This is a genomic window from Erwinia tracheiphila (assembly GCF_021365465.1).
Taxonomy (GTDB): Bacteria; Pseudomonadota; Gammaproteobacteria; order Enterobacterales; family Enterobacteriaceae; genus Erwinia; species Erwinia tracheiphila.
Window position 1 is genome coordinate 620,770 of record NZ_CP089932.1, and the last position, 25,644, is coordinate 646,413.

Consider the following 25,644-nt stretch of genomic DNA (forward strand, 5'->3'; position numbering starts at 1 on the left):
TTTTGTTATGTTGAGTGCACGCTGCGGTGCACTTATTCCTGACTGTGGCCTCAGCCATCCCCCTCTTGCAAAGCTAATGCCAAAACTGCAGAACCCTGTATTTGTTAGGGAGCGTTATTAATATTTAGAATTATTTCTATGGAGCAATTCAATAATTGCTCCAAAAGAGGGCGTGAAGGCGGTCTGTGACCGAAAAGAGTGCGGCAGTTTTTCCTGTGGCGAAGCAAAAAATGTAAATCCGCAGATGTGTATAGAAGCAGTGGGAGAAAGGGGGCTGGCCTGTAGCAAAACAAGTCGGCTGTGATGAGAAGGGAATTAATATAGCGAACCTGTGCCCCTGGGGCGGGTCTTAAATCTGCGATGCAGCCACATATATTGGTTGGGAGCCCGCATGATTTCGCGTTCAATCACTTTGTTCATATAGGCAGCAGCCTGCTGCTCATCGCCAACAGGATAGTCCTGAAGCTCTGGCTGAATGAGCAATTCATAACCACTGCCGTTTTCATTGCGAATAAGTACGACAGTGATCATGGCTGGATTAGCCATTCTGGCAATCATCCAGGTTCCACTTGTTGTTGCCGCCTCAGGTACTGCAAAAAGTGGTGCAAATACGCTGCCTTTAGGGCCGTAATCCTGATCGGGAGCAAACCAGACAGCTTCTCCCTGTTTTAACGCCTGGACCATACCGCGTAAATCCCGGCGGTTAATCATTGCCTTGTTAGAGCGCATCCTGCCTTTCGTCTGAACCCACTCCATTAGCTTATTGTTATGGGGGCGGTACATTGCCATCATTGGCTGGCAGAGGCCCATTGCTCTTCCGCCCAGTTCCAGCGACATAAAATGCACGCCGATAATCAATGCGCCCCGGCCATGTTGCTGTGCCGCTATTAAATTGTGTAGCCCATTGACGGTAAACCAGCGCTTCACCCGATGATCTGACCAAAACCATGCCATGCCGGTTTCAAGCAGCCCCATCCCTAAGGATTCAAAGTTACGTACAATCCGCAACTCACGCTGGCTGTCCGACATTTCTGGAAAACAAAGTTCAAGATTCCGTCGGGTAATACGGATACGTCGCTTGAGGAAATGCATCGAGGTGCGGCCCATCCAGGTACCCAGCTTTTGCAGTAAGGGAAAAGGTAGTTGTACAAGTAAAAATAATACGAACAGACCCATCCATGTTAGCCAGTACCGCGGATGCAAAAAATCGTAGGTAAAACGGGGCGAAGACTTCATAGTTCTCTCTTTAGCGGGCAAGTGATATGTAGCGCATAAAGAGCAAGGCTCGTTGCGATACGGAGAGTAGGACAACAGTATGAACAGGAAGTTGTCACCTGTATTAGTACTTTTACAAAACCAACACATTAAAGCAGAATATAACATTAGCTTTTGAATGCGTCTCCGGCTGTTCTGGTGTTTTATATAACTAATTGATTCAATTTAATAACTGGTAGATTTGTGTTCTTGTGTTAACTGATGAATACCCGCCGTTTCAGCTCACCGTGTATTGCAGCTATAGCGAGAATTGAAGTATGCCCGCAGAAAATAAACTAAGTGATAAGTATCTGAAATCGATGTCTGGCACTCTGTCAGACAGGCAGAAATTGGTTGCTGATGGTAGAGGTCTGTCCGTCAGGGTTTCTAAAGCTGGGCGTATCAGCTTTGTCTTTTTTTATCGTACCGGAGACAGAACATGCCCACCAGTATGGCTTACTCTTGGTCAGTATCCTGATATGTCCCTTAAGCAGCCCAGGGGGGCAGGGATGAGTGCCGCTCATTATTGACTGAGAATAAAGACCCAAGGATTTACCTCAAGTTAAAGCGTGAAATGGAATTAAAGCCCGTTACGGTTAAGGACGCACTGGAATACTGAATAAAAAACTACGCTCAGGAAAATCATAAGAATTGGCAGCGTAAGCAGGCAGAATTTGAACGGTATATTTATTCTAAAGCTGGTTCAATGCCTCTTTCAGAATGCAACACAACCGTATGGCTCAATCTTTTTGATGACTGAAAAAAAGGGCACCTGTAATATCTGGTGCGACGTTCTTATCAGTGCGGCAGGCATTGAGGTTTTGTAAGACAAGGCGATTTGCCATAAATAATGAACTGAATGATTTCAGAATATCTGATATGGGTAAGAGCGCAGAAAAAAAAGACCGCGTGTTATCACCCTCTGAACTGGCAGACGTATGGTTACTGGCAAATAAAGAAATTGGGAATGTGCTGATATCAGCATATGTAAGAGCAATAATTATTATCGCAATATCATTTGGCTGTCGCATGCATGAGATAAGAACTTCAACGTGGAAAGAATGGGATTTCTGTTCCTGGGTGTGGACAGTAACCCCTACAGCCGCAGATCGGCTTAACTGGCTCACAGTGCAATTACACGCAAAATCGCCTGATCAGCGAAAAGAAATTAATTTGCGAGTGTTGCCTCTCTTGCTGCGCGACGTTTCCTCAATGTGGAATTACCGTTCAGGCTGCCAACGTTCACAAACAAAAGCATTCAAACTCTCAAACCAATGATGGTAAATAACTTGGGTGCTTTTGTTGGCTGATCGGTTCCGGTTGTGGAGTGGGCTTTAATGGCAAGTGATGTTACGGTTATCAGTTTTAAGGCTACAACAAAGTATAACGTGATAGCCAGGGGGAAAGATAAACTATGGTAACCGATGATGAGATATTATCCTTCTTTCGCGATAAACTTCCTGAAACGGCAACATTGACGTTCAAAAGAATACCGTTTCAGATTGATGATATTTTGCAAGAGAGTATTGAATCTGATGATATGGCTTACGCCATAAATGACTATGCCGAAAAATTCTTTGTAGATATGTCGTCTATGAATTTTGAAAGCTATTACCCCTGGAAAGTGGCATGGTTTTTCCGAAAGTGGTATACCAGCAAACCCCTGAATCAGGAAAAGAAACCACTCACGGTAAGAATGCTTGCTGAATCAGCTAAAGCTGGGCGCTGGCTCTATGACTGAGTGCCGGAATAAATAATATTGTAAATTATTCGTACCCATGTTTACCCATGATTCACCCTGTCTTTGATCGGGGTTTCCTTTATGTTTTTCATGTATATCCTGAATAGTGGCACTCAGAAGTGAGCCGCCACCTGCCGTCACACCCGCCGCGTTGGGCACCAGAGGTTTAGTGGCTTCCCCGGACTGGTTTCACGTCTCAATATTTAACGTTACGAGAAACCGCGACATGAAAAATTGCCTGAACTCCACCAGGCGAAAGCCGCCCTCAAAACCCGGATGCGCTCCATCATGGATAAAGCCACTGAGGAAAAACGCAATCTGAACGCTGACGAAGGCAAACAGTTTGATGAACTCCGCGCCAGGGCAGAATCCCTTGACACTGATATTTCCCGCCTTGAAGTGCTGGCCGATGAAGAACGCAATCAGCTGCGCTTCCGGCAGGTAGTGGCGGGTAAGCAGCCGGATTTCCCGGTCAGACGGGAACGCATAGCAGACGCTGGTAATGTCTCCGGTAGATGACAGGCCAACACTCCATTCCGGCCAGGTCAGACTCACTGTAATCGTCCCTGCAGGCATCCCATGCGCCGGAACCCATCCACGGCGTGGCCCCCTGGTACCAGATGTTAAAGCGCCTGGTGAGCATTTCCACCCACTGCGAGGGTAGGTGGCGTAATGATCGGTAAACCCGTCAATCTTCGCTGCCGATAGTGGTACAGGTGGTACAGCAAAACCGCCAAAAGCCCCAATGTTTGGTCTCATGCTTGCAGCTCATCTGAGGATTATATTTTGGGCGAATTTCTTTCCCACTCGGAGAGCTACGTTAATCCTGTGTATTGCAAACGCTGAATTCTTATCATTAACAATCCATAAAAACAATGGGTTGAAAATTTATTGCAATAAACAGAAGCAGCACCTGACAGAAAAAATGAGATGGCATGGCGTTCCTGCGAATAATTTTGTGACCAGCATCCCTATTAAAAGTGATCGAGGTGGTCACCGAACCCGATAATAAAGCGGCTTATCGCCGTTTCTTTATCCCATTCTGCTGGAAGCGCAAGCCGCAACAGAGTGCATTCCCGTAGTGCCAGTCAGTTGTGGGCAAAGCAGGGGGTTGCTTTTGATAAGAAATCTTTCATTTTCTCGAGGCTAAATGCAGGAAAGTCGTGGCATACTGTGCCTCTTTTTTTTATCAGACCTGTATCGTTTTATGAATGCAACTATATGGATGGTGCTGGCCTTAGTGCTAATTTTGGAAGGGTTAGGCCCGGTCTTATTTCCGCGTATCTGGCGGCGGTTTATTTTGACCATGGCACAATTACCGGATGCGTTGTTACGACGTTTTGGCGGCGGGCTGGTGGTGGCCGGGGCCGTTATCTATTACATGGTCAGCGTACGTGGAGGGGGCAACTGAGATTTTAATCTTGCATAAGCACGCCCTCTGCATCGGTAAAAAATACGCAATCGTATGCTAAAACAGCTGAAAGACAGTTTTTACGATGTTAGAATCCATTTTTAAGCAATCGGTGATTTTAAGAAATGGGTAAGAACGTTGTCGTACTGGGCACCCAATGGGGTGACGAAGGTAAAGGTAAGATTGTTGACCTCCTGACAGAACGTGCAAAATACGTTGTTCGCTATCAGGGCGGCCATAATGCTGGCCATACGTTAGTCATCAATGGTGAGAAAACCGTCCTCCACTTAATTCCCTCTGGCATCTTGCGTGAAAATGTCACCAGCATCATCGGCAACGGTGTAGTGCTCTCACCTGCTGCATTGATGAAAGAGATGAAGAGTCTGGAAGAACGCGGTTTCCCTGTATGTGAACGCCTGTTCATTTCTGAAGCCTGCCCGCTGATTCTGGAATATCACGTTGCGCTGGATGTGGCGCGTGAGAAAGCGCGTGGCGCGAAAGCGATCGGCACCACAGGACGTGGCATTGGTCCGGCTTATGAAGACAAAGTTGCGCGGCGTGGCCTGCGTGTTGGCGATCTTTTCAATAAGGAAAGCTTTGCCGCCAAGCTGAAGGAAGTCATGGAATACCATAATTTTCAGTTGGTTAACTACTACAAAGAAGATGCGGTTGATTACGACAAGGTTTTCAGCAATATCATGGCGGTAGCCGATATCCTGACGGGTATGGTTGTTGATGTTTCTGAACTGCTGGATACCGCACGTAAAAACGGCGACCTGATTATGTTTGAAGGCGCTCAGGGTACACTTCTCGATATCGACCACGGCACCTATCCCTACGTTACCTCTTCTAATACTATCGCTGGTGGTGTGGCAACCGGTTCTGGTATTGGTCCTCGTTATGTGGATTATATATTGGGTATCGTCAAGGCTTACTCCACTCGTGTTGGCGCAGGCCCTTTCCCTACAGAACTGTTTGATGAAACCGGTGAGTTTCTGTGTGCCAAAGGAAACGAGTTTGGGGCAACAACCGGCCGCCGCCGCCGTACCGGCTGGCTGGATGCGGTTGCCGTTCGCCGCGCGGTGCAAATTAATTCCCTCTCGGGCTTCTGCATGACTAAGCTGGACGTGCTGGATGGCCTGAAAGAAGTAAAAATTTGCGTGGCATACCGTATGCCGGACGGTCGTGAAGTGACCACAACGCCACTGGCGGCAGAAGGCTGGGAAGGTATTGAGCCGATTTATGAAACCATGCCTGGCTGGAGTGACAACTCGTTTGGGGTGAAAACTCTGGAAGGCCTGCCACAAGCAGCGCGCGATTATATCAAACGCGTTGAAGAGGTTACGGGCGTGCCGGTGGACATTATTTCTACCGGGCCGGATCGTAGCGAGACGATGATTCTGCGTGACCCTTTTGGTGCCTGATATTTTCCCGAAGGTCGGTGCTTTTCCGGCCTTCATTCCCGCATGTTTTCCTGCCCCGATCCTCTTTCTGATTGCTTGCTTAAATAAACTAACCTCGAAGGTTCTGGCTGGTTTATCATCATTTATAACATACTCATTTTGGGCGGATTATCGGTCTGGTGATGGGCAGGTTGGTGAGGTAGCAATGCAGGCAACATGTTTTACCGACTACGCTCTGCACGACTGATGCGCCCGGTCTATACATTATTGAACTGTTGGGCAGAGTGATGATGTTATTGCTGGCGCATTCGCTTGCTGTCAGCCTGTCCGTCGCGGGGGAACAATGCCAGACGCTAATGTAACTGGCTCCTTACATGCCATTATGATTTCATCGGCAGTCTTTCAAAGAAAGCACGGCAGGAAACATTGACGGGGAGCCGCCTTAGCGCATGCTCCTCTGAGTCGGCAGAGCGATTGAGAATTATCTGCTCAACCCATTCTTGCGGATTGAAGTGTCTTTAATCCGCAACCGATGACAACGGAGGAACAGCTATGTCAAAAGATCCTTTTCAGGAACGGGAGGCTGAAAAATATGAAAATCCCATTCCGAGTCGCGAATTTATTCTTGCTCATCTGGATAAACGCGAAAAACCTGCCAGCCGTGAAGAGCTGGCGGTAGCACTTTCTATTTCCGGTGAAGAGCAGACAGAAGCTCTGCGCCGCCGCCTGCGTGCCATGGAGCGAGACGGACAACTGGTGTTTACCCGCCGTCAGTGCTACGCCTTGCCGGAACGTCTGGACCTGCTGCGAGGCAAAGTTATCGGTCATCGTGATGGCTTTGGTTTTTTGCGTGTTGAAGGCAGTAAAGACGATCTTTATCTCGCTGCCGAGCAGATGAAAATGTGCATGCACGGTGATGTTATTCTTGCCCAGTCGACGGGTGCCGACCGTAAAGGTCGCCGTGAGGCTCGTGTAGTGCGCGTTCTGGAGCCTCGTAACAACCAAATTGTTGGCCGCTATTTCACTGAAGCTGGCGTGGGCTTCGTTGTGCCTGACGACAGTCGTCTGAGCTTTGATATTCTTATCCCGCAGGAAGCACTGAACGGTGCGCGGATGGGATTTGTTGTCGTGGTTGAACTCACGCAGCGACCCACCCGACGCAGCAAGGCAGTGGGGCAGGTAGTTGAGGTTCTGGGCGATAATATGGGCACCGGCATGGCCGTTGAAATGGCGCTGCGTACCCATGATATTCCTCACGTCTGGCCGGAAGCCTTACAAAACCAGATTGCCACGTTAAAAGAAGAGGTGCCGGAAAAAGCGAAGGCAGGGCGGGTAGATCTGCGCGACTTACCGCTGGTCACCATTGATGGTGAGGATGCTCGTGATTTTGACGATGCTGTATTCTGTGAAAGAAAACGCAGTGGAGGCTGGCGTTTATGGGTTGCGATTGCCGATGTTAGCTATTACGTCCGTCCGGGAACGCCGCTGGATGATGAGGCGGTAAACCGTGGAACGTCGGTTTACTTCCCGTCGCAGGTCGTACCAATGCTGCCGGAAGTGCTGTCGAATGGCCTTTGCTCACTGAACCCACAGGTCGATCGACTGTGTATGGTGTGCGAAATGACGATTTCCGCCACCGGTAAGCTTATCGGTTATAAACATTACGAAGCCGTTATGAACTCTTGGGCGCGACTGACCTATAACAAAGTCTGGAGCATCCTCCTGGGCGATCAGCCGTTGCGTAAGCAGTATCAGCCGTTTGTCAAAGACCTTGAAGAGCTGCACCGGATGTATCTGGTACTGGAAAAAGCGCGTGAACAGCGCGGTGGTATCTCGTTTGAAACCGACGAAGCGAAGTTCATTTTTAATGCCGAGCGTCGTATTGAGCGCGTTGAGCAGGTTTCCCGTAACGATGCACACAAGCTGATTGAAGAGTGTATGATCCTCGCCAATATCGCGTCAGCGCGTTACGTTGAAAAAAATCAGGAACCCGCCTTGTTCCGCGACCACGATCGCCCCAGTGAAGAAAATATTAAAAGCTTCCGGTCGGTGCTGAATGAGTTAGGGCTGACGTTAGGGGGAGGTCTCAAACCGCACCCGTTGGATTATGCCGCGTTATTAATGCAAATTGCCAGCCGTCCGGATGCGGAAATGCTGCAAACCATGCTGCTGCGCTCTATGAAACAGGCGGTTTACGATCCAGAGAATCGTGGACACTTCGGGCTGGCGCTGTCATCTTATGCCCACTTTACATCGCCCATCCGCCGCTATCCCGATCTGCTGCTGCACCGCGCCATCAAATATTTGCTGGCGAAGGAAAATGGTACGCTCGAAGGTAACACCACGCCAACCGGTGGTTTTCATTATGATCTGCAACAGATGCTCCAATTCGGTCAGCACTGCTCGATGACTGAACGTCGTGCCGATGAAGCGGCCCGTGATGTTGCTGACTGGTTGAAATGTGATTTTATGCAGGACCAGGTGGGTGAAACCTTCACCGGCGTGATATCCAGCGTCACGGGGTTTGGATTCTTTGTCCGCCTGACCGATCTTTTCATTGATGGTCTGGTACATGTTTCCACACTGGATAATGATTACTATCGCTTCGATGCGATCGGACAGCGCCTCATCGGTGAGTCGGGTGGTAAAACTTATCGGCTTGGCGACATGGTTAACGTCCGCGTGGATGCCGTGCATATGGATGAACGCAAAATTGACTTTGCGCTGATCTCAAGCTCCCGTAAGCCACCTGGTGAATGCAAGACTGACCGTGATCGTGTAAAAAAAGAAACCGCGTCAAATCAGGGCAAGTGCAGCCGGAACCAAAGTAAAAAGGGCAATTTTGAGCCAGACAGCGCATTTCGTTCTGACCAGGATCGGCAGAGCGCCAGCGCAAACAAAGATAAAAAGGTAAAAAAGCCCTCGGATAAAACCCGTAAAATTGCCGCCGCCACTCGCTCAAAGCGCGCGGCAAAAAAGAAATCTGATACTGTCGTAAAAAATGACTAACCGGGTAATTGATTAATGAGTGAGATTGTTTTTGGACTCCATGCCGTAAAAGCGCTGCTTGACAGCGATCCACAGCGCTTTCAGGAAGTATTTATTCTCAAAGGTCGTGATGATCGGCGTTTGCAGCCTTTGATCAAGGCTCTGGAAGAACAAGGCATCGTTATCCAGCTAGCCAGCCGTCAGTGGCTGGATAACCAGGTCGAAGGCGGTGTACATCAGGGCATTGTGGCGAAAGTGAAAGCCGGACGTCAGTATCAGGAAAACGATTTGCCTGATCTTCTGGCTAGTCTGGCATCGCCGTTTTTACTGATCCTCGACGGCGTGACCGACCCGCACAATCTGGGAGCATGCCTGCGTAGTGCGGACGCGGCTGGGGTTGATGCAGTGATCGTCCCGCGTGATCGTTCCGCGCAGTTAAACGCTACGGCAAAGAAGGTCGCCAGTGGAGCTGCCGAGCACGTGCCGCTTATCCGCGTGACTAACCTGGCACGGACCATGCGTTTGTTGCAGGAAGCCAATGTGTGGATTGTCGGTACGGCGGGTGAGGCCGATCACGGCCTTTATCAAAGCAAAATGACTGGCCCGATGGCGCTGGTGATGGGGGCGGAAGGAGAAGGCATGCGTCGTCTGACCAGGGAACATTGCGACGAACTGATGAGTATTCCCATGGCCGGGAGTGTCTCATCGCTTAACGTTTCGGTTGCGACCGGAATATGCCTGTTTGAAGCGGTACGCCAGCGTAAAGCCTGATACAGCGGTCAGGCTTTAATTGTATTAGTCGCGACTTGATCTGACACTGGACCTTGAAAGGTTGAGAGTTACCGGTTTTGATATGGGTGTCTAATCCTTAAACAAAACGCGAGGTAACTCTCATGATTCATACTAACAATCCCATCATCAAACACAAAGCCGGCCTGCTCAATCTCGCCGAAGAACTCGGTAACGTATCAAAAGCCTGCAAGATCATGGGCGTGTCACGCGACACGTTTTACCGTTATCAGGAACTGGCTGCTGAAGGCGGCATCGATGCGCTGATTAACCAGAACCGCCGCGTCCCCAACCTGAAGAACCGCGCCGACGAAGCCACTGAACGCGCTGTTGTTGAATATGCCGTTGAGTTCCCGGCCCACGGGCAACACCGGACCAGTAATGAGCTGCGTAAAAAAGGCGTGTTTATCTCCGGTAGCGGCGTGCGCTCCATCTGGCAACGGCACGACCTGGAGAACTTCCGTAAACGCCTGAAGGCACTTGAGGAAAAGGTCGCCAGAGAAGGCATCGTGCTTACCGACGCTCAAATCGCAGCGCTGGAGAAGAAGGCCCACGATGACGAGGCCAGCGGAGAAATCGAAACTGCTCACCCGGGTTATCTCGGGTCGCAGGACACCTTCTACGTGGGCAATCTGAAAGGTGTGGGTCGTATCTACCAGCAGACGTTCGTGGATACGTACTCGAAAGTGGCACACTGCAAGCTGTATACGAGTAAAACGCCGATCACCGCCGCAGACCTGCTCAATGATCGCGTACTGCCGTTCTACGAGGCTCAGGGACTGCCGATGCTGAGGATCCTGACCGACAGGGGAACGGAGTACTGTGGTAAGGTGGAGCAGCATGATTACCAGCTGTATCTGGCCATCAACGATATCGACCATACAAAAACGAAGGCGATGTCTCCGCAGACGAACGGCATCTGCGAGCGCTTCCATAAAACTATTTTGCAGGATTTTTATCAGGTTACGTTCCGTAAGAAGTTATACGAAGACCTGGAGAGCCTGCAAACGGATCTGGACAACTGGTTGTGGCATTACAATAATGAGCGAACTCATCAGGGAAAAATGTGCTGCGGGCGTACGCCAATGGCCACGTTACTTGATGGTAAACGAGTCTGGGCAGAAAAAAATCTGAACCAGATGTAATCTGACAGACACCTGTATAAATAACCGGTAACTGTCAGATCAGGTCTGAGCTAGTACACTTTAATGCTGTTTATTACGCGCGGCCACGGATGGCCCATACAGAATTGCTGAGGCATCCCAGTAACCCGGCCCGTTTCGCTAACCAACTGAACCTGATACCAGCTTGCACCGGAATCCCCTGTTTTCTCCGCGATCACGCGTAGCGCATCATCCAGGAAGCCGCGTACGCTGATGCTGATGGTCCTCATCCGCGCTAAATTAATACTTTGTGCGCGATTGACCTCCTGCGGATGACCTGCTGCAGGCGGTGGTGCTTCCGGCTTATCGGTGAAGATTTCACAGCCATTACCCACCTCAGATCGGGAAGGTGATGCCAGGCAATAATCTGGATTTTGCCATTTTCATCTTCTGTTTTAATAGTTCCCTGCTCCTGATTTAGCAGCCTTTGTTGCAGCGAATCGGGCCAGTCGGGCAGTTTGCCTTCCTGAGTGGGGTGAAACACAAACTGTCCGCGACCTTTGCCTTCGTCATCACTGATAACGATAAACTGACTGCTGTCGCCAGGCTTTTTCGAAATAACTTTGTCACGCAGCAGTGTGAACTGTTTACTGATGTCCAGGTCAACGAAAATCACCGCAATAACATTACCGTTGCTGTCTTTTATCGGTTTACTGGCTGATATAGCGCTTGCCATACAGCACGGTAGACCTGGCCGTTACGCATTTTAACCCAGGCCGGGCTGTTATGATCGATGCGGGTGCCCGCGCTGCCCGTCTTCTTTAAGTAACGAAGTGGAAACGCAAATAAAGTCATCGCCCATTCGTACAAAAATTGTGGAAATCGCGCCTGTTCTTTGCTGGAAATCATCGACCAGAACCTTAATGCTGGTCACTTAAGGTGACCAGCAACCTTTTTATCCGGATATTTCCTGCTCTTTACCCTCAACTCTCTCGGGTAACTTCGCTCTCTTCTACCCGGTAACACAAGCCATTTCGCCTGTTCATACAGGGTTCTCAGTTCTCCCGGCATTTTTCCCGGCGAAGCCCAGGGCAGGGTTATCAGCATCCGGATTATTTCGCTTATCGCTCCACTGAAGCTCAGCTGGTAAGGCAGGTAATCTCCTTTCAGATGGAACGCCATCTGCACCATCTGATATCGCACCAGGTTATAAGCCAGCAGTACCCCCCATAGCTCCTGTCTCACCAGCTCCGGCAGGCGACTGCGTAATGTCCACCGGCTGTCCAGCATACCCTGCTTTGCTTCCCGGTAGCCCAGTTCTATTTCCCAGCGGTGGCGATATAGCTCGCTGATATCTTTACCCGGATAGCGATTCGGGTCTGTCAGTGACGTCAGCACCTGCCTCTCTTTACCGTCTACCCTGCGGGTCAGCAGTCTTGCCACCATTTCTTCCGGGACCCCTGGCCATTGCTTCCTGGCTCGTGGACTGGTTTTCAGGCATATCAGTTCATCTCCACGCCCCAAACGGCGAACCACCTGATACTGTACGTGTTTTTTCAACGGCAACAACCAGTGACGGTGTTCTCCTGCTGTCTGCCAGTGATGAAGCAGACCCATCGAATAAAATCCCTTATCGAACAGGGTGATACTGTTATTCGGGGTTTTCTCCGTCAGGTGCTCAGCCAGCCGCATTTCACTGACTTTTTCACTGTCGAATGCACTGGCGGCGATCAGATGGCTGCTCAGCTCCATCAGACAAACCATTCGCACCTGAGGATAGCCGCCTTCGCCGTACTGGCTGCTGTGTTTACTGAAGACGGCTCTGTTTTCCGGCGTATCGGCGGTACGCCAGACCACGCCGTCGACAGCAAACAGATTCAGACCGTGCCATTTTGGATGTGCAGCCTGCTGATTCCAGTGCTGCTGTGTGATATCAAAAAGCTCCCGCACTGCATTTTCACCCAGAGTCTTACGGCGCTGAATGACAGCGCTGCGTGCGGTAAAAGGAGCTCCGGTCCGGTCAGTAATATCCATCAGATTGACGATTTCGGTCATCGGACGATCGCAAAAAATGGACATCCCAACGACAAGCCAAATCATGGATTCGAGGGAAAGTTTACGTTTACGCAAAGTAACGGTATCGGTCAGGGTGAGCGCCTGCTGAATAAGCTCGGGAGGAATAAGGTCGGCGAGACTACGGGCGCGCTCAGGAGTGGCGGCATTGATGATGCCGAGGGCCTGGGAAAGTTCCATTTAAAAAGGGTTCCATGATGAACATAGAACCCTTTTTACCGCATAAACCGGATCGGTCAACCGATCCTTAAATGATCGGCATTAACCAGAACCTGATCGAAATTAAGCGTTTCAGGCCTGCCCTCAGAGTGGGCGTTTGTTCAGGACCTACAGGAATAATTTGTGAACTATCAACGGAAAAACGTTTAGGCAAAAAGCTCTGAAACAGAGCCGTGTAATTAGTGACTTCTTCAATTAATGTACTGTTCAACATGGATGCCATATCACCTGTTTTTCCATGTTTTGCAGAGTCAATACCTGTAGTTGTTTTGCGGCATGCTGAGTAAGGGCCAGCGTTAAAACCAGGAACATCACGGCAACGGTCAGGGAAGTAATGACCGATAGCTTAATACCGGGGCTCCAACTGGGAAGAGAGAGGTTCCATACTCTGCTCGGGTGGACTTATAAATGGTGGTATAACGGTTAACGGCAATTCCCTTAAAATATTTAGCGAACAATTTTGTGAGCGGATTAATAAATTCAGACCGTTTTCAATGCGGACTGATGTTCTGGAGGCCGAATGATTGAAGTCAATAAGGAAACTTTTGCGGGTATTGAGTGCCTGCATGCTTCGCCTGCAGGGCAGCGGCGTAGCCCTTTGCCAACCATCCTTTTTTTCCATGGTTTTACGTCGTCGAAAGACGTTTATTCCTGGGCTGGTGTGGCGCTGGCGTTGGCTGGATTTCGCGTAATTCTTCCTGATGCCGAGCTTCATGGCGGGCGCTATGACGGTGACAGCGAAAACCGTCTGGGGAATTTTTGGGAAATCCTGCGTCGAAATATTGATGAAGTGCCGTTACTGGAGGCAGCAATCCGTCAGCAGGGTCTGGTCGCACAACAGAGGATTGCGTTGGCCGGAGCTTCAATGGGCGGAATGACGACGTTGGGCGCGATGGTGCGTCATCCGCATTTCTCCTGCGCTGACAGCTTAATGGGTTCTGGTTATTTTGTATCTCTTTGTCAGACGCTGTTCCCACCGTTGGTGGCGGGCATACCTGTTCAGAAAGCGGCATTTTCCCGGCGCACGGCGATGCTGGCGGATTATGATATTACTGAACGGCTGGAAAAAATGGCCAACAGGCCGCTGCTGCTCTGGCATGGTGATGCCGATGAGCTGGTACCGGTGTCTGAGAGCCAGCGACTTGACCAGGCGCTGCGCGACGCGGGACTTGATGAAAATCTGCAGGTTGTTATTGAAAAGGGGGCTGAACATCGAATTACGCCTGTAGCGCTCGACACCATGGTGACCTTTTTTCAACATCATCTGTAGAAATTTCTGCGCACGGGAGTACCAAAAAAGCGCAAAGTGCTCTCTGCCGCCAGTGTGATTAAATAATTTGCTCTCAACATTAACTTTGCCTTGAGTTATCCCCCTGCCATCAGTAAGATTATGCGTCAATTTTTCAGCCGTACACACTACACGTTCCTTGCTTCCATGGGCTCGCGGCTGACCCTGACAGGAGGCTGAATAATCCGTAAGGAGCAAATTCGATGCGTCATTACGAAATCGTATTTATGGTTCATCCTGACCAAAGCGAACAGGTTCCTGGCATGATTGAGCGTTACTCTTCCACCATTACTGGTGCTGAGGGTACGATCCACCGCCTCGAAGACTGGGGCCGCCGTCAGCTGGCTTACCCGATCAATAAACTGCACAAAGCCCACTACGTTCTGCTGAACGTTGAAGCCCCGCAGGAAGCGATCGATGAGCTGGAAACAAACTTCCGCTTCAACGACGCCGTTATCCGCAGCATGGTTATGCGCGTTAAGCACGCGGTAGCAGAAGCATCCCCAATGGTTAAAGCGAAAGATGAACGTCGTGAGCGTCGTGACGATTTCGCAAACGAAACCTCTGATGATGATGCTGGGGATTCTGAAGAGTAATTGACCGTGACGGTTAACCGACTGACGCTGTCTGGTACCGTGTGCAAGACGCCAATGCGTAAAGTCAGCCCGTCAGGTATTCCACACTGCCAGTTCATACTTGAGCACCGTTCAGGGCAGGTGGAAGTCGGTTTCAGCCGACAAGCCTGGTGTCGGATGCCAGTGGTTATCAGCGGCAATGCACACTTGGCCATTACTCAAAGTATAACGGTCGGCACGTATCTCACGGTTTCAGGATTCATTAGCAGCCATCAGGGGCGCAATGGACTGAATAAAATCGTGTTACATGTCGAGCAGATTGAATTGATAGATTCTGGAGACTAGCCAAATGGCACGTTATTTCCGTCGTCGCAAGTTCTGCCGTTTCACTGCGGAAGGCGTTCAAGAGATCGATTACAAAGATATCGCAACGCTGAAAAACTACATTACTGAAAGCGGCAAGATCGTACCAAGCCGTATCACTGGTACTCGCGCAAAATACCAGCGTCAGCTGGCCCGTGCTATCAAGCGCGCGCGTTACCTGTCCCTGCTGCCGTACACCGATCGTCATCAGTAACGGCTTCTGTCCATAACGACTTTAAGAGGATAAGGTAATGCAAGTTATTCTGCTTGATAAAGTAGCAAACCTGGGCAGCCTGGGCGATCAGGTTAATGTTAAAGCGGGCTATGCTCGTAACTTCTTGGTTCCACAGGGTAAAGCTGTCCCTGCTACGAAGAAAAACGTTGAATTCTTTGAAGCGCGTCGTGCAGAACTGGAAGCCAAACTGGCTGACGTTCTGTTTGCGGCTAATGCGCGTGCTGAGAAAATCAATGCACTGGGCAATGTGACCATCGCATCTAAAGCTGGTGACGAAGGTAAACTGTTCGGTTCCATTGGTACTCGCGACATCGCTGATGCGGTAACGGTGGCTGGCGTTGAAGTAAGCAAGAGCGAAGTTCGCCTGCCGAACGGTGTTCTGCGTACAACTGGCGAGCACGAAGTGGACTTCCAGGTTCACAGCGAAGTATTTGCTAAACTGGTTGTTAATATCGTTGCTGAAGCTTAACTGGCGTTAGTTATGTAGCGAAAACGCCAGCCTTGTGCTTAATGCCGATCCTTAAATGATCGGCATTAACCATACCCTGGCCGTTCTGACGAATTTTTACTGTCTGACCAGATTGCAAATTGCTAAGAGGTTTGTCATTTCCTTCGACCTGTGCCATGGCAAACACGTCATTTACCGGTAAATTGTGATCCCTGAATAGTTGTGCCAGCGTCTGCCCGGAAGCAATTTGATAGCTGTGCCACTGCCTCTGAGAATCAGCATTTGCAGAAGATAGCTGCTGACGCGAGGTGCCCTGTCGATCGCTAAGTTCTGCCTGCATTATTGGTGTGGTTGTGGTCGGTTGAGCATTGTGGAGGGAGCCCGGCTTCTGGTATGGCGATGCCGAAGGCCAAAGAAAGGCCATTAAAATAACAACGGCGGCAAAGATAATGCCGCGGCGATGAAAAGAGGGGAGCGGATCCATCCAGCGCGCAGAATCTGGTAAAAACCAGATCCTGCGTAACCACTGCGTAATGTGTTCTGTCAAAGACAGACCGGACATGGCATGTTCCTTCTTGCGTGAACCTCGCTTGAATAGTGGGCTTTGAGCTAAACGTCGTAACAAACGCCTTAGCGAAAGCGGTCGGCTTTTCCGTTGCCTGCGGGCAATATGGTCCATTTTTACCTCGATTAAAATATAGCTGATAATGCATTGTCTGTGCAGGGCTGGCTTTGCGACATGAATGGAGAGTATTGTTTCCTTTGGTCAGCCAAAAGTCACCTGAAGAAGATGGCATTTTACGCGTGTTGCACGCACTGTTATGCTTTGCTCTCGGTTTTATCAATGATGAAAGGAAAATCCATGACAACCCCTTCTTTTGACAGCGTTGAAGCGCAAGCAAGTTACGGTATCGGTTTACAAGTCGGTCAGCAGCTGCTGGAATCCGGACTGGAGGGGCTGCAACCTGAAGCATTGTTGGCTGGCCTGTGTGATGCGTTGGAAGGGAACACTCCTGCAGTACCTGTCGATGTGATTCATCGCGCCCTGCGCGAAGTTCATGAGCGTGCAGACGTGGTACGCCGTGAACGTCAGCAGGCGATGGCGGTTGAAGGACAGAAATATCTTGAAGAAAACAGCAAGCGTGATGGGGTCAGCAGTACTGAATCAGGCCTGCAATTTAGTGTGATTTCTCAGGGGGACGGTGCAATTCCTTCGCGTCAGGATCGTGTTCGCGTTCATTATACTGGCAAGTTGATCGATGGTACCGTTTTTGACAGTTCCGTGCAGCGCGGTGAACCGGCAGAATTCCCGGTCAGTGGTGTTATTCCAGGCTGGATTGAAGCATTAACGTTAATGCCAGTGGGTTCCAAATGGCAGTTAGTTATTCCACAGGATTTGGCCTATGGTGAGCGTGGTGCAGGAGCATCAATTCCGCCTTTCAGCACCTTAATCTTTGAAGTAGAGTTATTGGAAATTATTTAATTTAATATAACTCTCTGCAAATATGGAAAATGAGGATATTTTAAATAAAGAGCGAGGTGGTAATTAATAACTCCTCGCTTTTTTAACGGATCTTATAATGATCTTGCTGTATTCAAATAATTGATTTATTTTTTCCACTCGCTCTCAGGTAAGTAAAAAGGTCCATTTAATTATGTTGACATTTGTTTTATCGTGAAATATATTTTTAACGCTACTCAGGAAGTAGTAAATGATCGTAATACATTGACTGTAAATATAAACTAAGGGAATGACTATGCGTGAGTTAAATAATGTAGAAATTGAATCAGTATCTGGTGCATGGCTGTTTGCAGATATTGGTGCAGCTATTGGGTATGGCGTGGGTGCGCTGATCAATAAAGGCGCATCCAAAGGTGGTGTAACCATCGACACTACTACAGCTTCATCGCAGATTGGTTCAGGCATTGGTAAAATTGTCGAATTAAACCTCTCTGGTGCAGTAAGCGATATTGGTAAAGGTATTGTAGGCTTGGCTTCTGCTTTAACAGGCGCTAAAAATCAGATCTCTGCATAATGCCTCTGGCTGATATTTTAAAAAATATTAGCCAATAAAATAAAACCAGCCTTTGATTATTTAAGGCTGGTTTTTATTTTTTCTTGATTTGTTTTTTGAAAAAAGTCCGTTTCGATACATTCTGTGTTGGTTCAGATTATGATTAACCCTGTTAAAGAAGTACCAATATACTCTGTGATAAAGATTATTCACTAACTTAGAGCACGTATGGATATGGCTGAAGAATCGGGTGGAACTTATTTTTATTATGGACACGTAACTCTGACCCGGCATGAACTTTTTAACCTAATTTTCCTCGAAAGTTTTACTGATCACCTGAACCTGGAGATTACCGCCGCTGCGCTTATTTTGTCAGGTCAGCGATAGTTAACTACAAGGCAAAAACCTGAAATGACCAGGATAGACATTCGCATTGCTTCCATCGTCTCAGGATGCGTTCTGACGTATGTTCACCTGTCTGAAGGTATGATAATTCCCAGCATAATTGGTGACCAGCTTTGTACAACAAATAAACCCGATGCCCTGATAGTAATCATATATAAATCAGTTAATTAATACACCAGACAGTTGGTGGATATTTAATGCTTAACTGTCTGCTGTATCTACTTTTTGATTGCGTTATGCGCCAAGGTAGGGAGTATGCCAGACAGTAGTTGGCACTTAAAATGCTAAATTCCTATAACTTAATGAATTAAATGGGAAATATTTCTTTGGTAAACAGACACTTAAACGCATAAATTTTATTTTTCTGAATTTAGTTTTTGTTTGGGTGCTACTAAACACATTCCTGAATGAGAGAGATTACTTTTGAGAAAATGCAATTCATCTGTGCCACCTGGACCTGAGTGATCTAAGAGCCTGTCCCAAAAGGCGTCATCGTATAATGCATCCCGGTCATATCTGAGGGCAAAGTATGGCAGGCGGTAAAGGGCAGATTAGCGATGAACTCCGGGACAAAATGGCCCCGCTTATCCCGGAACACAAAACCCGCCATCCTCCGGGTACACGCCGAAAACGTGTTGATAATCGGGCCGCAATGAACGCCATTTTCTTCGTCCCCAGCACAGCCTGTCAGTGGAATGCACTCAATGCCACAGGGATAGGTTTATCAGATTCTGCGCACCGACGCTTCCGGGAACGGATAGACGCAGGTGTCTTCGGGCGTTTCTGGCAGAACGGATCACTGGCCTGTGAGCACCCGGACGGCACGGACTGCTCATGGATGGCGGTATGACAACATCACCGCTGTCAGGGACAAAAAACAGGACGCAACACCACGGACAGAGGGAAACAGGGCGTAAAGCCCAGTCTGATGACAGATACCGGAGGGCTTCCTCTGTCACGGGGCGTCGCAGCAGCAGACAGGCATGACATCAAACTGGTGCCGGACACACCCGGTGCTCTTCAGACGGGGCGTCCGGGGGCAAAAAACCGTACTCTGCCCGGACAAAGGCGACGAAGCACCCGGGCAAAACAGACCGGTTGAGCCGTCGTGACGAACCTTATATCCCGCCCCGTAAAGAGGAATGAGATGCCAGTAAACCACGAACTTCAGGGCCAGTCACCGGGTCGTCGGGAGGACGCACAGCCGGATGAACCGGTTTCGCCGGCCCCTGACCCGACGGGAAAAGACGCCTGAGAATGACGGGGTCCTGTTGCGTTTTTCCTGTGGTCTTATTGTCTGGAATAACGTTCTGTTGATACAGGCGCTAAGATGGGGATAAATCATTAGCAAGGAGCATGTATGGATACGGTTGAACAACTTAACGGAACATATTTCTACGCTGGCAGATCAAATCTGAGCGTAAGTGAAATGCTTTTCATTATTTTCTGCGAACTGCTCTTAACCACGTAATGTGGACATGGCCCTAAGCGAGGTTATGGTTTTCAAATTGTTCCGGGCTGAGTCCTCCACAAGCACTGTGGCGACGCCAGCGATTGTAATCGCACCCGATATAATTAAACACCGTCCTCCGCATTATTTCCCGACTGGCAAAGCTTTCTCCGTGAATACATTCCACCTTCAGCGAGTGAAAGAAGCTTTCCACGCAGGCATTGTCATAACCGCAGCCTTTTGCGCTCATGCTCCCGCGCAGATTATGCCGTTTCAGTAAGGTATTATCATCCGATGAGCAGTACTGTCCTCCACGAACCGTGTGAATAATAACATTTTCCGGGCGTTTACGCCGCCAGAGCGCCATTTGCAATGCATCACACGTAATGGGGTGCTTTATGATGGCCTGCTCCCCGTTGATAAGCATAATGCGATGTTAGGGTCGTGACGCAGACTTGCTGATCACGTATGCTTTGCGCTTTGGATGTAACATATGGCTAAAGTTGATGTCGTCTGCCCTCAGTGCAATGAAACTCATGCTGTACGATGTAACGGACATTCAGCATCCGGTGCCCAACGTTAGATCTGCAAGCATTGTTCAAAGACCTTTCTGCTCAACTTTAGCTACTCCGGTGCCAAACCAGACACACACCAGACCATTGTTAATATGGCCATGAATGGTTACGGATGTCGCGATACCCCACGGGTTCTCGGTATCAGTCTCAATACGGTTCTGCGGCACGTAAAAAAATTTCCCCAAAGCAGGTAGCTGAGAATATCGACCCCGAAACGGAGGTTGTTATCTGCTGTGAAGCCGGTGAACAATGGTCTTACGTGCGGTGTAAAAGCAATCCCCGGTGGTTGTTCTATGCTTATGACCGTATCCGCAAACGTGCTCTGGCCCACGTCTTCGGCCCGAGAAATGCCCCGACCCTGCGACGATTGCCGGCCCTGTTAAGCAAATTTAACATTGCCTTTTATATGACAGATGCGTGGCCGGTTTATAAAGTTCTGTTAAGTGCAACAGGCCACGTGGTGAGCAAGAAATATACCCAACGGACAGAACGACATAATCTTAATCTTCGCACACATATCAAACGACTGACCCGCAGAACAATTTGCTTTTCGAAGTCAGAGGAAATGCACGATAAGATCATCGGTTGGTATCTTACTCTTCATCATTATCAATAAATCTGCGTCACGACCCGATGTTAGTTATGTTTTAAATAAGCCACATGAGAATATCCCCATGAAGAAGCGTTTATTATTCTTTTCGTCGGTAAAAAATAATAAACGACTCTCTGCTCAGAGTATTAATCAATTATTTTACTTTAATAACCAGTGCATATTTAATCTATTCCATACTATTCTTAAATTGCTTACTTTTTTTAAAATTCATCTAAGACTACGCCTTTACTGTATTCACATATAATTAAATAAAAAGCAAAGTGTGTAGCAAAATCACCCAGCATACCGCCGGGATTATTTTGTATCAGCATTGCCAGCAATAATTCGCTACGATAGATTATTCCACCGTTCGGGGCATTGCCAGTTTCGGCCTGGGATCGTGCCAGATAAGGATCATGAAATACAATGAGTGCTGAATTACTTTCACTAATACTGTTTACCGCTTCAGCCACGCTTTATAGCTGGAAGGCAGGGAGAAACAGACTGTGGTTCGCCGCCATGTTGCTCTTTTTGGGCATGAACATTTTGCTGAATGCCTCAATGCTGGCGAGCAATTATTTCACCGGAGAGGGGATCAATGATGCGGTAATTTATACTATCACCAGCAGTTTGAACGGCGCGGGGATCAGTAAATATATCCTGCCGGGTATCGGGCTGATTGCCGTTATTATGCTACTGTTTGCCGCACTTTCCTGGATTTTACGCCTGCGAAAAATCCATACGGGTAACAAAATATACAGCCTGCTCGCAGTGATTCTGGCGGTTGCTTCAGTAAAAACCACTCCGGCTTACCAGCAGGTTGCCGATCTGATCAAATCGCAGGTGGGCAAAGGCAATTCAGACTTTGACAATTATTACAAAACACCCGAAAAGCAAATCGTCGGTAATAAACCTAATTTGGTTTATATTTATGCCGAAAGCCTGGAGCGCACGTATTTCGATGAGCAGGCCTTTCCTGCCCTCGCGCCGGAACTCAGCAGAATAAAAAATAATTCACTGGATTTCAGCAACACCGGACAAATGCCTGGAACTGAATATACTATCGCCGGAATGGTAGCCTCACAATGTGGCATTCCTTTATTTGCTCCGTTCGACGGAAATGCTTCCAGCTCTCTGTCAACGTTTTACCCGCAAAACGTCTGCCTGGGTGATATTTTGAAGTCTTCCGGCTATGAAAATTATTTTTATCAGGGTGCCAATCTGAATTTTGCCGGTAAAAATATTTTTCTTTCCTCTCACGGCTTTGATTCCGACAATCTGTATGGATTTAATGAGCTGAAAAAGGTTGTAAAAAATCAGAATTATCGTAATGACTGGGGCTGGTATGATGACACGGTGCTGGACATGGTTTTTGACAAATATCTTGAGCTGTCGCGGCTGAATAGCCCTTTCTCTCTGTTTGCTCTTACCGTGGATACGCATCATCCTGACGGCTTTATTTCCCGCAGCTGTCAGCGGCAAAGCTGGTCATACGACGGCAAACCGAATAAATCTTTCGCTGCCGTCGCCTGTAGTCAGGAACATATCGCCAGGTTGATTGAACGTATTCGCGCTACACCTTACTTTAAAAACACCATTATTGTGGTCAGCTCCGATCATCTGGCGATGAATAACACCGCATGGAAATACCTAAACCAACACGATCGCCGCAATTTGTTTTTTATCATTCGTGGCGATGCCCCTGCCAGCAAGCTTATCCCAGTTAAACGCAGCTCACTGGACAATGGTGCTACTGTGCTGGATGCCATGGGCGGCGATAACTTTATCGGCCTTGGACGCAGTAGCCTTTCGGCCACCTCTCTGGCAACCACTTTTCTGAATCTCAAGGAAAAAATGATCGAGTGGAAGCCGGATATCATCAGGCTGTGGAACTTCCCCAAAACAATCGCTGATTACAGCATTGATACCGATAAAAACACTTTCACCTTCTCTGGTGTACACTTCAAGCTACCACTACTACTGTCAGTGATGCCGAATAAAATTGAGCCGAAGTTCGATGTTTACCTGGCTCCGCCACTGAAGCAACAGCTGGCACAGTTTCCTGCAGATGAAAAATTTGTGTGGGTCGATCGCTGCTTTAAAATCGGCACTGTCTGGGACAATACGCTGGCGCTTAATCGCAATTACTGTGTGGCCTGGGGAACGCTAAATTCACCGCCGCTCATTACTGAGATAAAAGCAGGGCTTACCGCAGGGCGTGTTGCTTTTCAACAAGGCAGTGAACGGCAGGATGAGCAATATCAACAAGCCGTTTCGCGTCTGAAAATTGCCGATGACGATGTAAGATATCAGTCTGACACTATTCTGTTTTCCTTGCCCGGCCTGCCAACACAGGTACAAAAAGCATCCGGCCTCTCTTATGTTGAACCCTGGGGTGGACGCTGGTCAGATGCGAATTTGCAATCACACGTCAGCATCCATTACCGCGAGCCACTACCAACATCCTTTGTGCTCGAATTAACAGGACGAGCATTTGATGGCAATAGCCAGCAGCCCTTTGTGATAAAGGTGGGTAACGTGGCACATCAATTTAGCCTGGGCAATACTGACAGCACGGTAAGTGTTGCTTTTAGTCTTGTTGATCAATCAGATACCATAGAGATCTTCTCTGCCAGCTCTCAGGAAACCTCAGAAGGCGCAATTGACGGCTTCAAGGCACGCAGGCTGGGTATTGGCCTGAGCAGTCTGAAAATTACCCCCATCCCCTGATGCCTTTGCCCTGACAAGGTACGTCGGGGCACTATCACTATTAACAACCCGCACAAACTCAGCCTGCCGCAGGCAGAATGATCGGTCATTTATCGCCCGACAGCAGCCACAAGTTAAGTTTATCGATTTATTTCAATACCGCCGCCGACAATTTTTGTAATAAACCCTGCTGCTGGCATCAAGTTTCCATATCTCAGGCCGATGTAACCAGTTCAAGCCTCAATAAAAACTTGCACCATTTTCTTCAACGATTATTTCCAATCACCAGCAAGGAAAAAAGATGTTACCTGTCAAAAATATGAGAGTCGGTGTGCGCCTTGGTGCCGCTTTTGGCTTGGTTATATTGCTGCTAATTATTGTCAGTATGACGGCCATAATAAAAACGGGCCACATCAACGAAGCCGTTGATAATATAGTCAATGATCGTTATCAGAAAGTACGCCTGGCGTTTGCTGTGCGTGATGGCATCAACGATCAAATAAAGTATTTACGCGGCATGGTGATCGATACCACCCGGCCACAAAATAATATCCAGCGTTTAGGGCTGCTCAATCAGGTCGCACAAAAAACCGATAAAGTGATTGAGAAAATTGTTCAAAGACAAACCACTGAAGTGGGCAGGCAAAAGATTCAGGCACTGAAAGATGCGGCGCAGGCTTTCGAAAACTCAAAAATCGAGCTGGTGAAGCTGATACAGGCCGGGGACCCAAATATTGCAGCTGAGTACGCATTAAAAAAAATCACGCTGACACAGGGAGCGTATCTGGATACCGCAGTCAAATTTGCCGATTCACAATCAGAACAATTACAGGCAGAAGGTGCCAGGGCGCTGGCTGATGGTTCAACGGCAATTCAGGTTACGCTGATTTTCTCTTTTCTTGCGGTGCTGACTGCCATTATTTTAGGTTTCTTCCTGACAAGATCTATCGTCACCCCCCTGCGCGAAGCGGTGCTGATTGCAGGAAATGTTGCGGCTGGCGATCTGCGTACTTCTATCAAGGTGACCTCTTCTGACGAAACTGGCCAGTTGATGCAGGCGCTGAAAAACATGAATGAGAATCTGATGCGCATCATCACCGAAGTTCGTTCCGGTTCTCATCTCATCGCTAATGCCTCCAGTGAAATCTCCACAGGTAATATGAATCTTTCATCACGTACCGAGCAGCAGGCCAGTTCGCTGGAGGAGACGGCTTCCGCGATGGAACAGATGACCTCCACCGTAAAACAAAACGCCGATAATGCCCGACAAGCGAATGAACTGGCGGCCCTGGCCTCCCGTGTGGCATTGCAAAGTGGGGAGGCGGTGAAGCAGGTGGTCAGCACCATGGAGATGATTAATGGTTCATCGAAAAAAATCGTCGATATCATTAGCGTCATTGACAGCATTGCCTTTCAGACCAATATTCTCGCGTTGAATGCGGCCGTTGAAGCTGCGCGCGCGGGCGAACAGGGCCGAGGCTTTGCCGTGGTTGCTTCCGAAGTTCGTAATCTGGCACAACGCTCTGCCTCGGCCGCAAAAGAAATCGCTCTGTTGATTCAGGATTCTGTTTCTAAGGTCGATGAAGGCGGCAAACAGGTCGCCATTGCTGGCAACACGATGGAAGAAGTGCTTAACAGCGTGAAAAGTGTCACTGCAATCATGGGCGAAATCTCCATCGCCAGCAATGAACAAAGCACCGGCATCGAAGAAATTAATATTGCCATCACCCAGATGGATCAGGTTACTCAGCAGAATGCGTCGCTGGTCAACCATTCTGCAGTAGCAGCACAGTCGCTTCAGGAACAGGCCGTACAACTGTCTCAGATCATTAGCGTGTTCAAAGTGGATGAGTAGACGCGCTCTGCAAATCGTGCTGCCGACTGGTGATGTTTTATGCGCACAGATAGTCGTTAACTGTGACCACGTAGTGTTTGCTGGTCGCTGATAATGTAAAAAATGTTCAATACATTCATCCGGATTAAAAAATCAGTGACGCATGTCCCGTTG

At 48.6% G+C, this 25,644-nt stretch carries 23 protein-coding genes and 7 pseudogenes; 22 read left to right on the forward strand and 8 right to left on the reverse strand.

Translation table 11 applies throughout. From position 1 onward, the window contains the following. Positions 1-315: 315 nt before the first annotated feature. A complete protein-coding gene (gene lpxP / locus LU633_RS03230; RefSeq protein ID WP_020322710.1) occupies positions 316-1,236 on the reverse strand; it encodes a kdo(2)-lipid IV(A) palmitoleoyltransferase in 921 nt (306 codons plus the stop codon). Between the two features lie 338 nt (positions 1,237-1,574). Here lpxP and LU633_RS26070 point away from each other — a divergent pair, with 338 nt between their 5' ends. The 5 genes and pseudogenes from LU633_RS26070 to LU633_RS26080 all read left to right on the forward strand — a co-directional run bounded on the left by LU633_RS26070 (position 1,575) and on the right by LU633_RS26080 (position 3,514). Then, the gene (locus tag LU633_RS26070; protein ID WP_407647027.1) at positions 1,575-1,784 is read left to right on the forward strand and encodes an Arm DNA-binding domain-containing protein; all 210 of its coding nucleotides are present in this window, start codon (positions 1,575-1,577) and stop codon (positions 1,782-1,784) included. 349 nt (positions 1,785-2,133) lie between these two features. Continuing rightward, complete coding sequence (locus tag LU633_RS03235) at positions 2,134-2,532, forward strand: hypothetical protein (RefSeq protein WP_052734730.1); 399 nt, start codon at positions 2,134-2,136, stop codon at positions 2,530-2,532. Further along, a pseudogene (locus tag LU633_RS26075) lies at positions 2,433-2,675 on the forward strand (STM2901 family protein); the annotation flags it as partial. The gene LU633_RS03235 and the pseudogene LU633_RS26075, both read left to right, overlap by 100 nt. Continuing rightward, entirely contained in the window at positions 2,669-2,995 is a 327-nt protein-coding gene (locus tag LU633_RS03245; protein WP_020322708.1) for a DUF1493 family protein, read from the forward strand. The pseudogene LU633_RS26075 and the gene LU633_RS03245, both read left to right, overlap by 7 nt. Positions 2,996-3,229: 234 nt before the next feature. Next, positions 3,230-3,514: a hypothetical protein gene (locus tag LU633_RS26080; RefSeq protein WP_200896940.1), complete on the forward strand. Its 285-nt coding sequence runs from the start codon at positions 3,230-3,232 to the stop codon at positions 3,512-3,514. On the opposite strand, the pseudogene LU633_RS03255 reads toward LU633_RS26080, so the two are convergent. Next, a pseudogene (locus LU633_RS03255) lies at positions 3,416-3,665 on the reverse strand (terminase TerL endonuclease subunit); the annotation flags it as partial. The gene LU633_RS26080 and the pseudogene LU633_RS03255 sit on opposite strands and share 99 nt — an antisense overlap. Positions 3,666-4,202: 537 nt before the next feature. Here LU633_RS03255 and LU633_RS03260 point away from each other — a divergent pair. The 5 genes from LU633_RS03260 (at position 4,203) to LU633_RS03280 (ending at position 10,731) form a co-directional block, all read left to right on the forward strand. Beyond that, the gene (locus LU633_RS03260) at positions 4,203-4,406 is read left to right on the forward strand and encodes a DUF2065 domain-containing protein (RefSeq protein WP_020322706.1); all 204 of its coding nucleotides are present in this window, start codon (positions 4,203-4,205) and stop codon (positions 4,404-4,406) included. 125 nt (positions 4,407-4,531) lie between these two features. Further along, complete coding sequence (locus tag LU633_RS03265) at positions 4,532-5,830, forward strand: adenylosuccinate synthase (protein WP_020322705.1); 1,299 nt, start codon at positions 4,532-4,534, stop codon at positions 5,828-5,830. Between the two features lie 531 nt (positions 5,831-6,361). Next, positions 6,362-8,818 carry a ribonuclease R gene (gene rnr, locus LU633_RS03270; RefSeq protein WP_020322704.1) on the forward strand — a complete coding sequence of 819 codons (2,457 nt, stop codon included), beginning with the start codon at positions 6,362-6,364 and terminating at the stop codon, positions 8,816-8,818. Between the two features lie 15 nt (positions 8,819-8,833). After that, complete coding sequence (gene rlmB, locus LU633_RS03275) at positions 8,834-9,568, forward strand: 23S rRNA (guanosine(2251)-2'-O)-methyltransferase RlmB (protein ID WP_020322703.1); 735 nt, start codon at positions 8,834-8,836, stop codon at positions 9,566-9,568. A gap of 122 nt (positions 9,569-9,690) precedes the next feature. Further along, positions 9,691-10,731 carry an IS481 family transposase gene (locus LU633_RS03280; RefSeq protein WP_046371813.1) on the forward strand — a complete coding sequence of 347 codons (1,041 nt, stop codon included), beginning with the start codon at positions 9,691-9,693 and terminating at the stop codon, positions 10,729-10,731. 50 nt (positions 10,732-10,781) lie between these two features. On the opposite strand, the gene LU633_RS03285 is transcribed toward LU633_RS03280, so the two are convergent. The 3 genes and pseudogenes from LU633_RS03285 to LU633_RS03295 form a co-directional block, all read right to left on the reverse strand. Next, on the reverse strand, positions 10,782-10,979 hold the full coding sequence (locus LU633_RS03285; protein ID WP_046372185.1) for a YdgH/BhsA/McbA family protein: 198 nt from the start codon (positions 10,977-10,979) through the stop codon (positions 10,782-10,784). A gap of 5 nt (positions 10,980-10,984) precedes the next feature. Further along, positions 10,985-11,551 (reverse strand): annotated as a pseudogene (locus LU633_RS03290) (Cache 3/Cache 2 fusion domain-containing protein). A gap of 68 nt (positions 11,552-11,619) precedes the next feature. After that, complete coding sequence (locus LU633_RS03295; protein WP_046371795.1) at positions 11,620-12,942, reverse strand: IS4 family transposase; 1,323 nt, start codon at positions 12,940-12,942, stop codon at positions 11,620-11,622. A 559-nt stretch (positions 12,943-13,501) separates the two neighbouring features. Between LU633_RS03295 and yjfP the strand changes: the two genes are divergently transcribed. From yjfP to rplI, 5 genes are all read left to right on the forward strand, one after another. Next, positions 13,502-14,251 (forward strand): esterase, encoded by a 750-nt coding sequence (gene yjfP, locus LU633_RS03300; protein WP_020322696.1) that lies wholly within the window; start codon positions 13,502-13,504, stop codon positions 14,249-14,251. 221 nt (positions 14,252-14,472) lie between these two features. After that, entirely contained in the window at positions 14,473-14,865 is a 393-nt protein-coding gene (rpsF, locus tag LU633_RS03305) for a 30S ribosomal protein S6 (RefSeq protein WP_020322695.1), read from the forward strand. Positions 14,866-14,871: 6 nt separating this feature from the next. Next, the gene (gene priB, locus LU633_RS03310) at positions 14,872-15,189 is read left to right on the forward strand and encodes a primosomal replication protein N (RefSeq protein WP_020322694.1); all 318 of its coding nucleotides are present in this window, start codon (positions 14,872-14,874) and stop codon (positions 15,187-15,189) included. 4 nt (positions 15,190-15,193) lie between these two features. Then, a complete protein-coding gene (gene rpsR, locus LU633_RS03315; protein WP_000135199.1) occupies positions 15,194-15,421 on the forward strand; it encodes a 30S ribosomal protein S18 in 228 nt (75 codons plus the stop codon). 37 nt (positions 15,422-15,458) lie between these two features. After that, a complete protein-coding gene (gene rplI / locus LU633_RS03320; protein ID WP_016190652.1) occupies positions 15,459-15,911 on the forward strand; it encodes a 50S ribosomal protein L9 in 453 nt (150 codons plus the stop codon). 10 nt (positions 15,912-15,921) lie between these two features. On the opposite strand, the gene LU633_RS03325 is transcribed toward rplI, so the two are convergent. After that, positions 15,922-16,452, reverse strand: coding sequence for a LysM-like peptidoglycan-binding domain-containing protein (locus LU633_RS03325; protein ID WP_016190651.1), 531 nt, complete (start codon positions 16,450-16,452; stop codon positions 15,922-15,924). Between the two features lie 300 nt (positions 16,453-16,752). Between LU633_RS03325 and fklB the strand changes: the two genes are divergently transcribed. The 4 genes and pseudogenes from fklB to LU633_RS26085 all read left to right on the forward strand — a co-directional run. Continuing rightward, positions 16,753-17,373 carry an FKBP-type peptidyl-prolyl cis-trans isomerase gene (gene fklB, locus LU633_RS03330; protein ID WP_016190650.1) on the forward strand — a complete coding sequence of 207 codons (621 nt, stop codon included), beginning with the start codon at positions 16,753-16,755 and terminating at the stop codon, positions 17,371-17,373. Between the two features lie 274 nt (positions 17,374-17,647). Further along, positions 17,648-17,926: a hypothetical protein gene (locus LU633_RS03335; RefSeq protein ID WP_016190649.1), complete on the forward strand. Its 279-nt coding sequence runs from the start codon at positions 17,648-17,650 to the stop codon at positions 17,924-17,926. A gap of 913 nt (positions 17,927-18,839) precedes the next feature. Further along, a pseudogene (locus LU633_RS03340) lies at positions 18,840-19,650 on the forward strand (IS5 family transposase). Positions 19,651-19,670: 20 nt separating this feature from the next. Further along, positions 19,671-19,763 (forward strand): annotated as a pseudogene (locus LU633_RS26085) (STM2901 family protein); the annotation flags it as partial. Positions 19,764-19,794: 31 nt separating this feature from the next. Here LU633_RS26085 and LU633_RS03345 read toward each other — a convergent pair. Beyond that, a pseudogene (locus LU633_RS03345) lies at positions 19,795-20,148 on the reverse strand (IS3 family transposase); the annotation flags it as partial. A gap of 105 nt (positions 20,149-20,253) precedes the next feature. Between LU633_RS03345 and LU633_RS03350 the strand changes: the two are divergent. After that, a pseudogene (locus LU633_RS03350) lies at positions 20,254-20,951 on the forward strand (IS1 family transposase). 197 nt (positions 20,952-21,148) lie between these two features. Here the strand turns inward: LU633_RS03350 and LU633_RS03355 are convergent. Next, on the reverse strand, positions 21,149-21,400 hold the full coding sequence (locus tag LU633_RS03355; protein ID WP_016190644.1) for a hypothetical protein: 252 nt from the start codon (positions 21,398-21,400) through the stop codon (positions 21,149-21,151). On the opposite strand from LU633_RS03355, the gene opgB reads away from it, so the two are divergent. Next, entirely contained in the window at positions 21,354-23,657 is a 2,304-nt protein-coding gene (gene opgB, locus LU633_RS03360) for a phosphatidylglycerol--membrane-oligosaccharide glycerophosphotransferase (protein ID WP_040465448.1), read from the forward strand. The genes LU633_RS03355 and opgB overlap by 47 nt on opposite strands. A 280-nt stretch (positions 23,658-23,937) precedes the next feature. After that, the gene (locus LU633_RS03365; RefSeq protein WP_016190642.1) at positions 23,938-25,491 is read left to right on the forward strand and encodes a methyl-accepting chemotaxis protein; all 1,554 of its coding nucleotides are present in this window, start codon (positions 23,938-23,940) and stop codon (positions 25,489-25,491) included. Positions 25,492-25,644 lie beyond the last annotated feature (153 nt).

What these genes read in the sequence shown, in the direction of transcription:
- LU633_RS03245 (WP_020322708.1), top strand. Translation starts at nt 2,669, where the DNA reads ATGGTAACCGATGATGAGATATTATCCTTCTTTCGCGATAAACTTCCT.
- LU633_RS03235 (WP_052734730.1), top strand. Translation starts at nt 2,134, where the DNA reads ATGGGTAAGAGCGCAGAAAAAAAAGACCGCGTGTTATCACCCTCTGAA.
- LU633_RS03260 (WP_020322706.1), top strand. Translation starts at nt 4,203, where the DNA reads ATGAATGCAACTATATGGATGGTGCTGGCCTTAGTGCTAATTTTGGAA.
- rpsF (WP_020322695.1), top strand. Translation starts at nt 14,473, where the DNA reads ATGCGTCATTACGAAATCGTATTTATGGTTCATCCTGACCAAAGCGAA.
- LU633_RS03295 (WP_046371795.1), bottom strand. Translation starts at nt 12,942, where the DNA reads ATGGAACTTTCCCAGGCCCTCGGCATCATCAATGCCGCCACTCCTGAG.
- LU633_RS03335 (WP_016190649.1), top strand. Translation starts at nt 17,648, where the DNA reads ATGCGTGAGTTAAATAATGTAGAAATTGAATCAGTATCTGGTGCATGG.
- yjfP (WP_020322696.1), top strand. Translation starts at nt 13,502, where the DNA reads ATGATTGAAGTCAATAAGGAAACTTTTGCGGGTATTGAGTGCCTGCAT.
- LU633_RS03265 (WP_020322705.1), top strand. Translation starts at nt 4,532, where the DNA reads ATGGGTAAGAACGTTGTCGTACTGGGCACCCAATGGGGTGACGAAGGT.
- LU633_RS03280 (WP_046371813.1), top strand. Translation starts at nt 9,691, where the DNA reads ATGATTCATACTAACAATCCCATCATCAAACACAAAGCCGGCCTGCTC.
- fklB (WP_016190650.1), top strand. Translation starts at nt 16,753, where the DNA reads ATGACAACCCCTTCTTTTGACAGCGTTGAAGCGCAAGCAAGTTACGGT.
- LU633_RS26070 (WP_407647027.1), top strand. Translation starts at nt 1,575, where the DNA reads ATGTCTGGCACTCTGTCAGACAGGCAGAAATTGGTTGCTGATGGTAGA.
- opgB (WP_040465448.1), top strand. Translation starts at nt 21,354, where the DNA reads ATGAGTGCTGAATTACTTTCACTAATACTGTTTACCGCTTCAGCCACG.
- lpxP (WP_020322710.1), bottom strand. Translation starts at nt 1,236, where the DNA reads ATGAAGTCTTCGCCCCGTTTTACCTACGATTTTTTGCATCCGCGGTAC.
- rnr (WP_020322704.1), top strand. Translation starts at nt 6,362, where the DNA reads ATGTCAAAAGATCCTTTTCAGGAACGGGAGGCTGAAAAATATGAAAAT.
- LU633_RS03325 (WP_016190651.1), bottom strand. Translation starts at nt 16,452, where the DNA reads ATGTCCGGTCTGTCTTTGACAGAACACATTACGCAGTGGTTACGCAGG.
- rplI (WP_016190652.1), top strand. Translation starts at nt 15,459, where the DNA reads ATGCAAGTTATTCTGCTTGATAAAGTAGCAAACCTGGGCAGCCTGGGC.
- rlmB (WP_020322703.1), top strand. Translation starts at nt 8,834, where the DNA reads ATGAGTGAGATTGTTTTTGGACTCCATGCCGTAAAAGCGCTGCTTGAC.
- LU633_RS03285 (WP_046372185.1), bottom strand. Translation starts at nt 10,979, where the DNA reads ATGAGGACCATCAGCATCAGCGTACGCGGCTTCCTGGATGATGCGCTA.
- rpsR (WP_000135199.1), top strand. Translation starts at nt 15,194, where the DNA reads ATGGCACGTTATTTCCGTCGTCGCAAGTTCTGCCGTTTCACTGCGGAA.
- LU633_RS03365 (WP_016190642.1), top strand. Translation starts at nt 23,938, where the DNA reads ATGTTACCTGTCAAAAATATGAGAGTCGGTGTGCGCCTTGGTGCCGCT.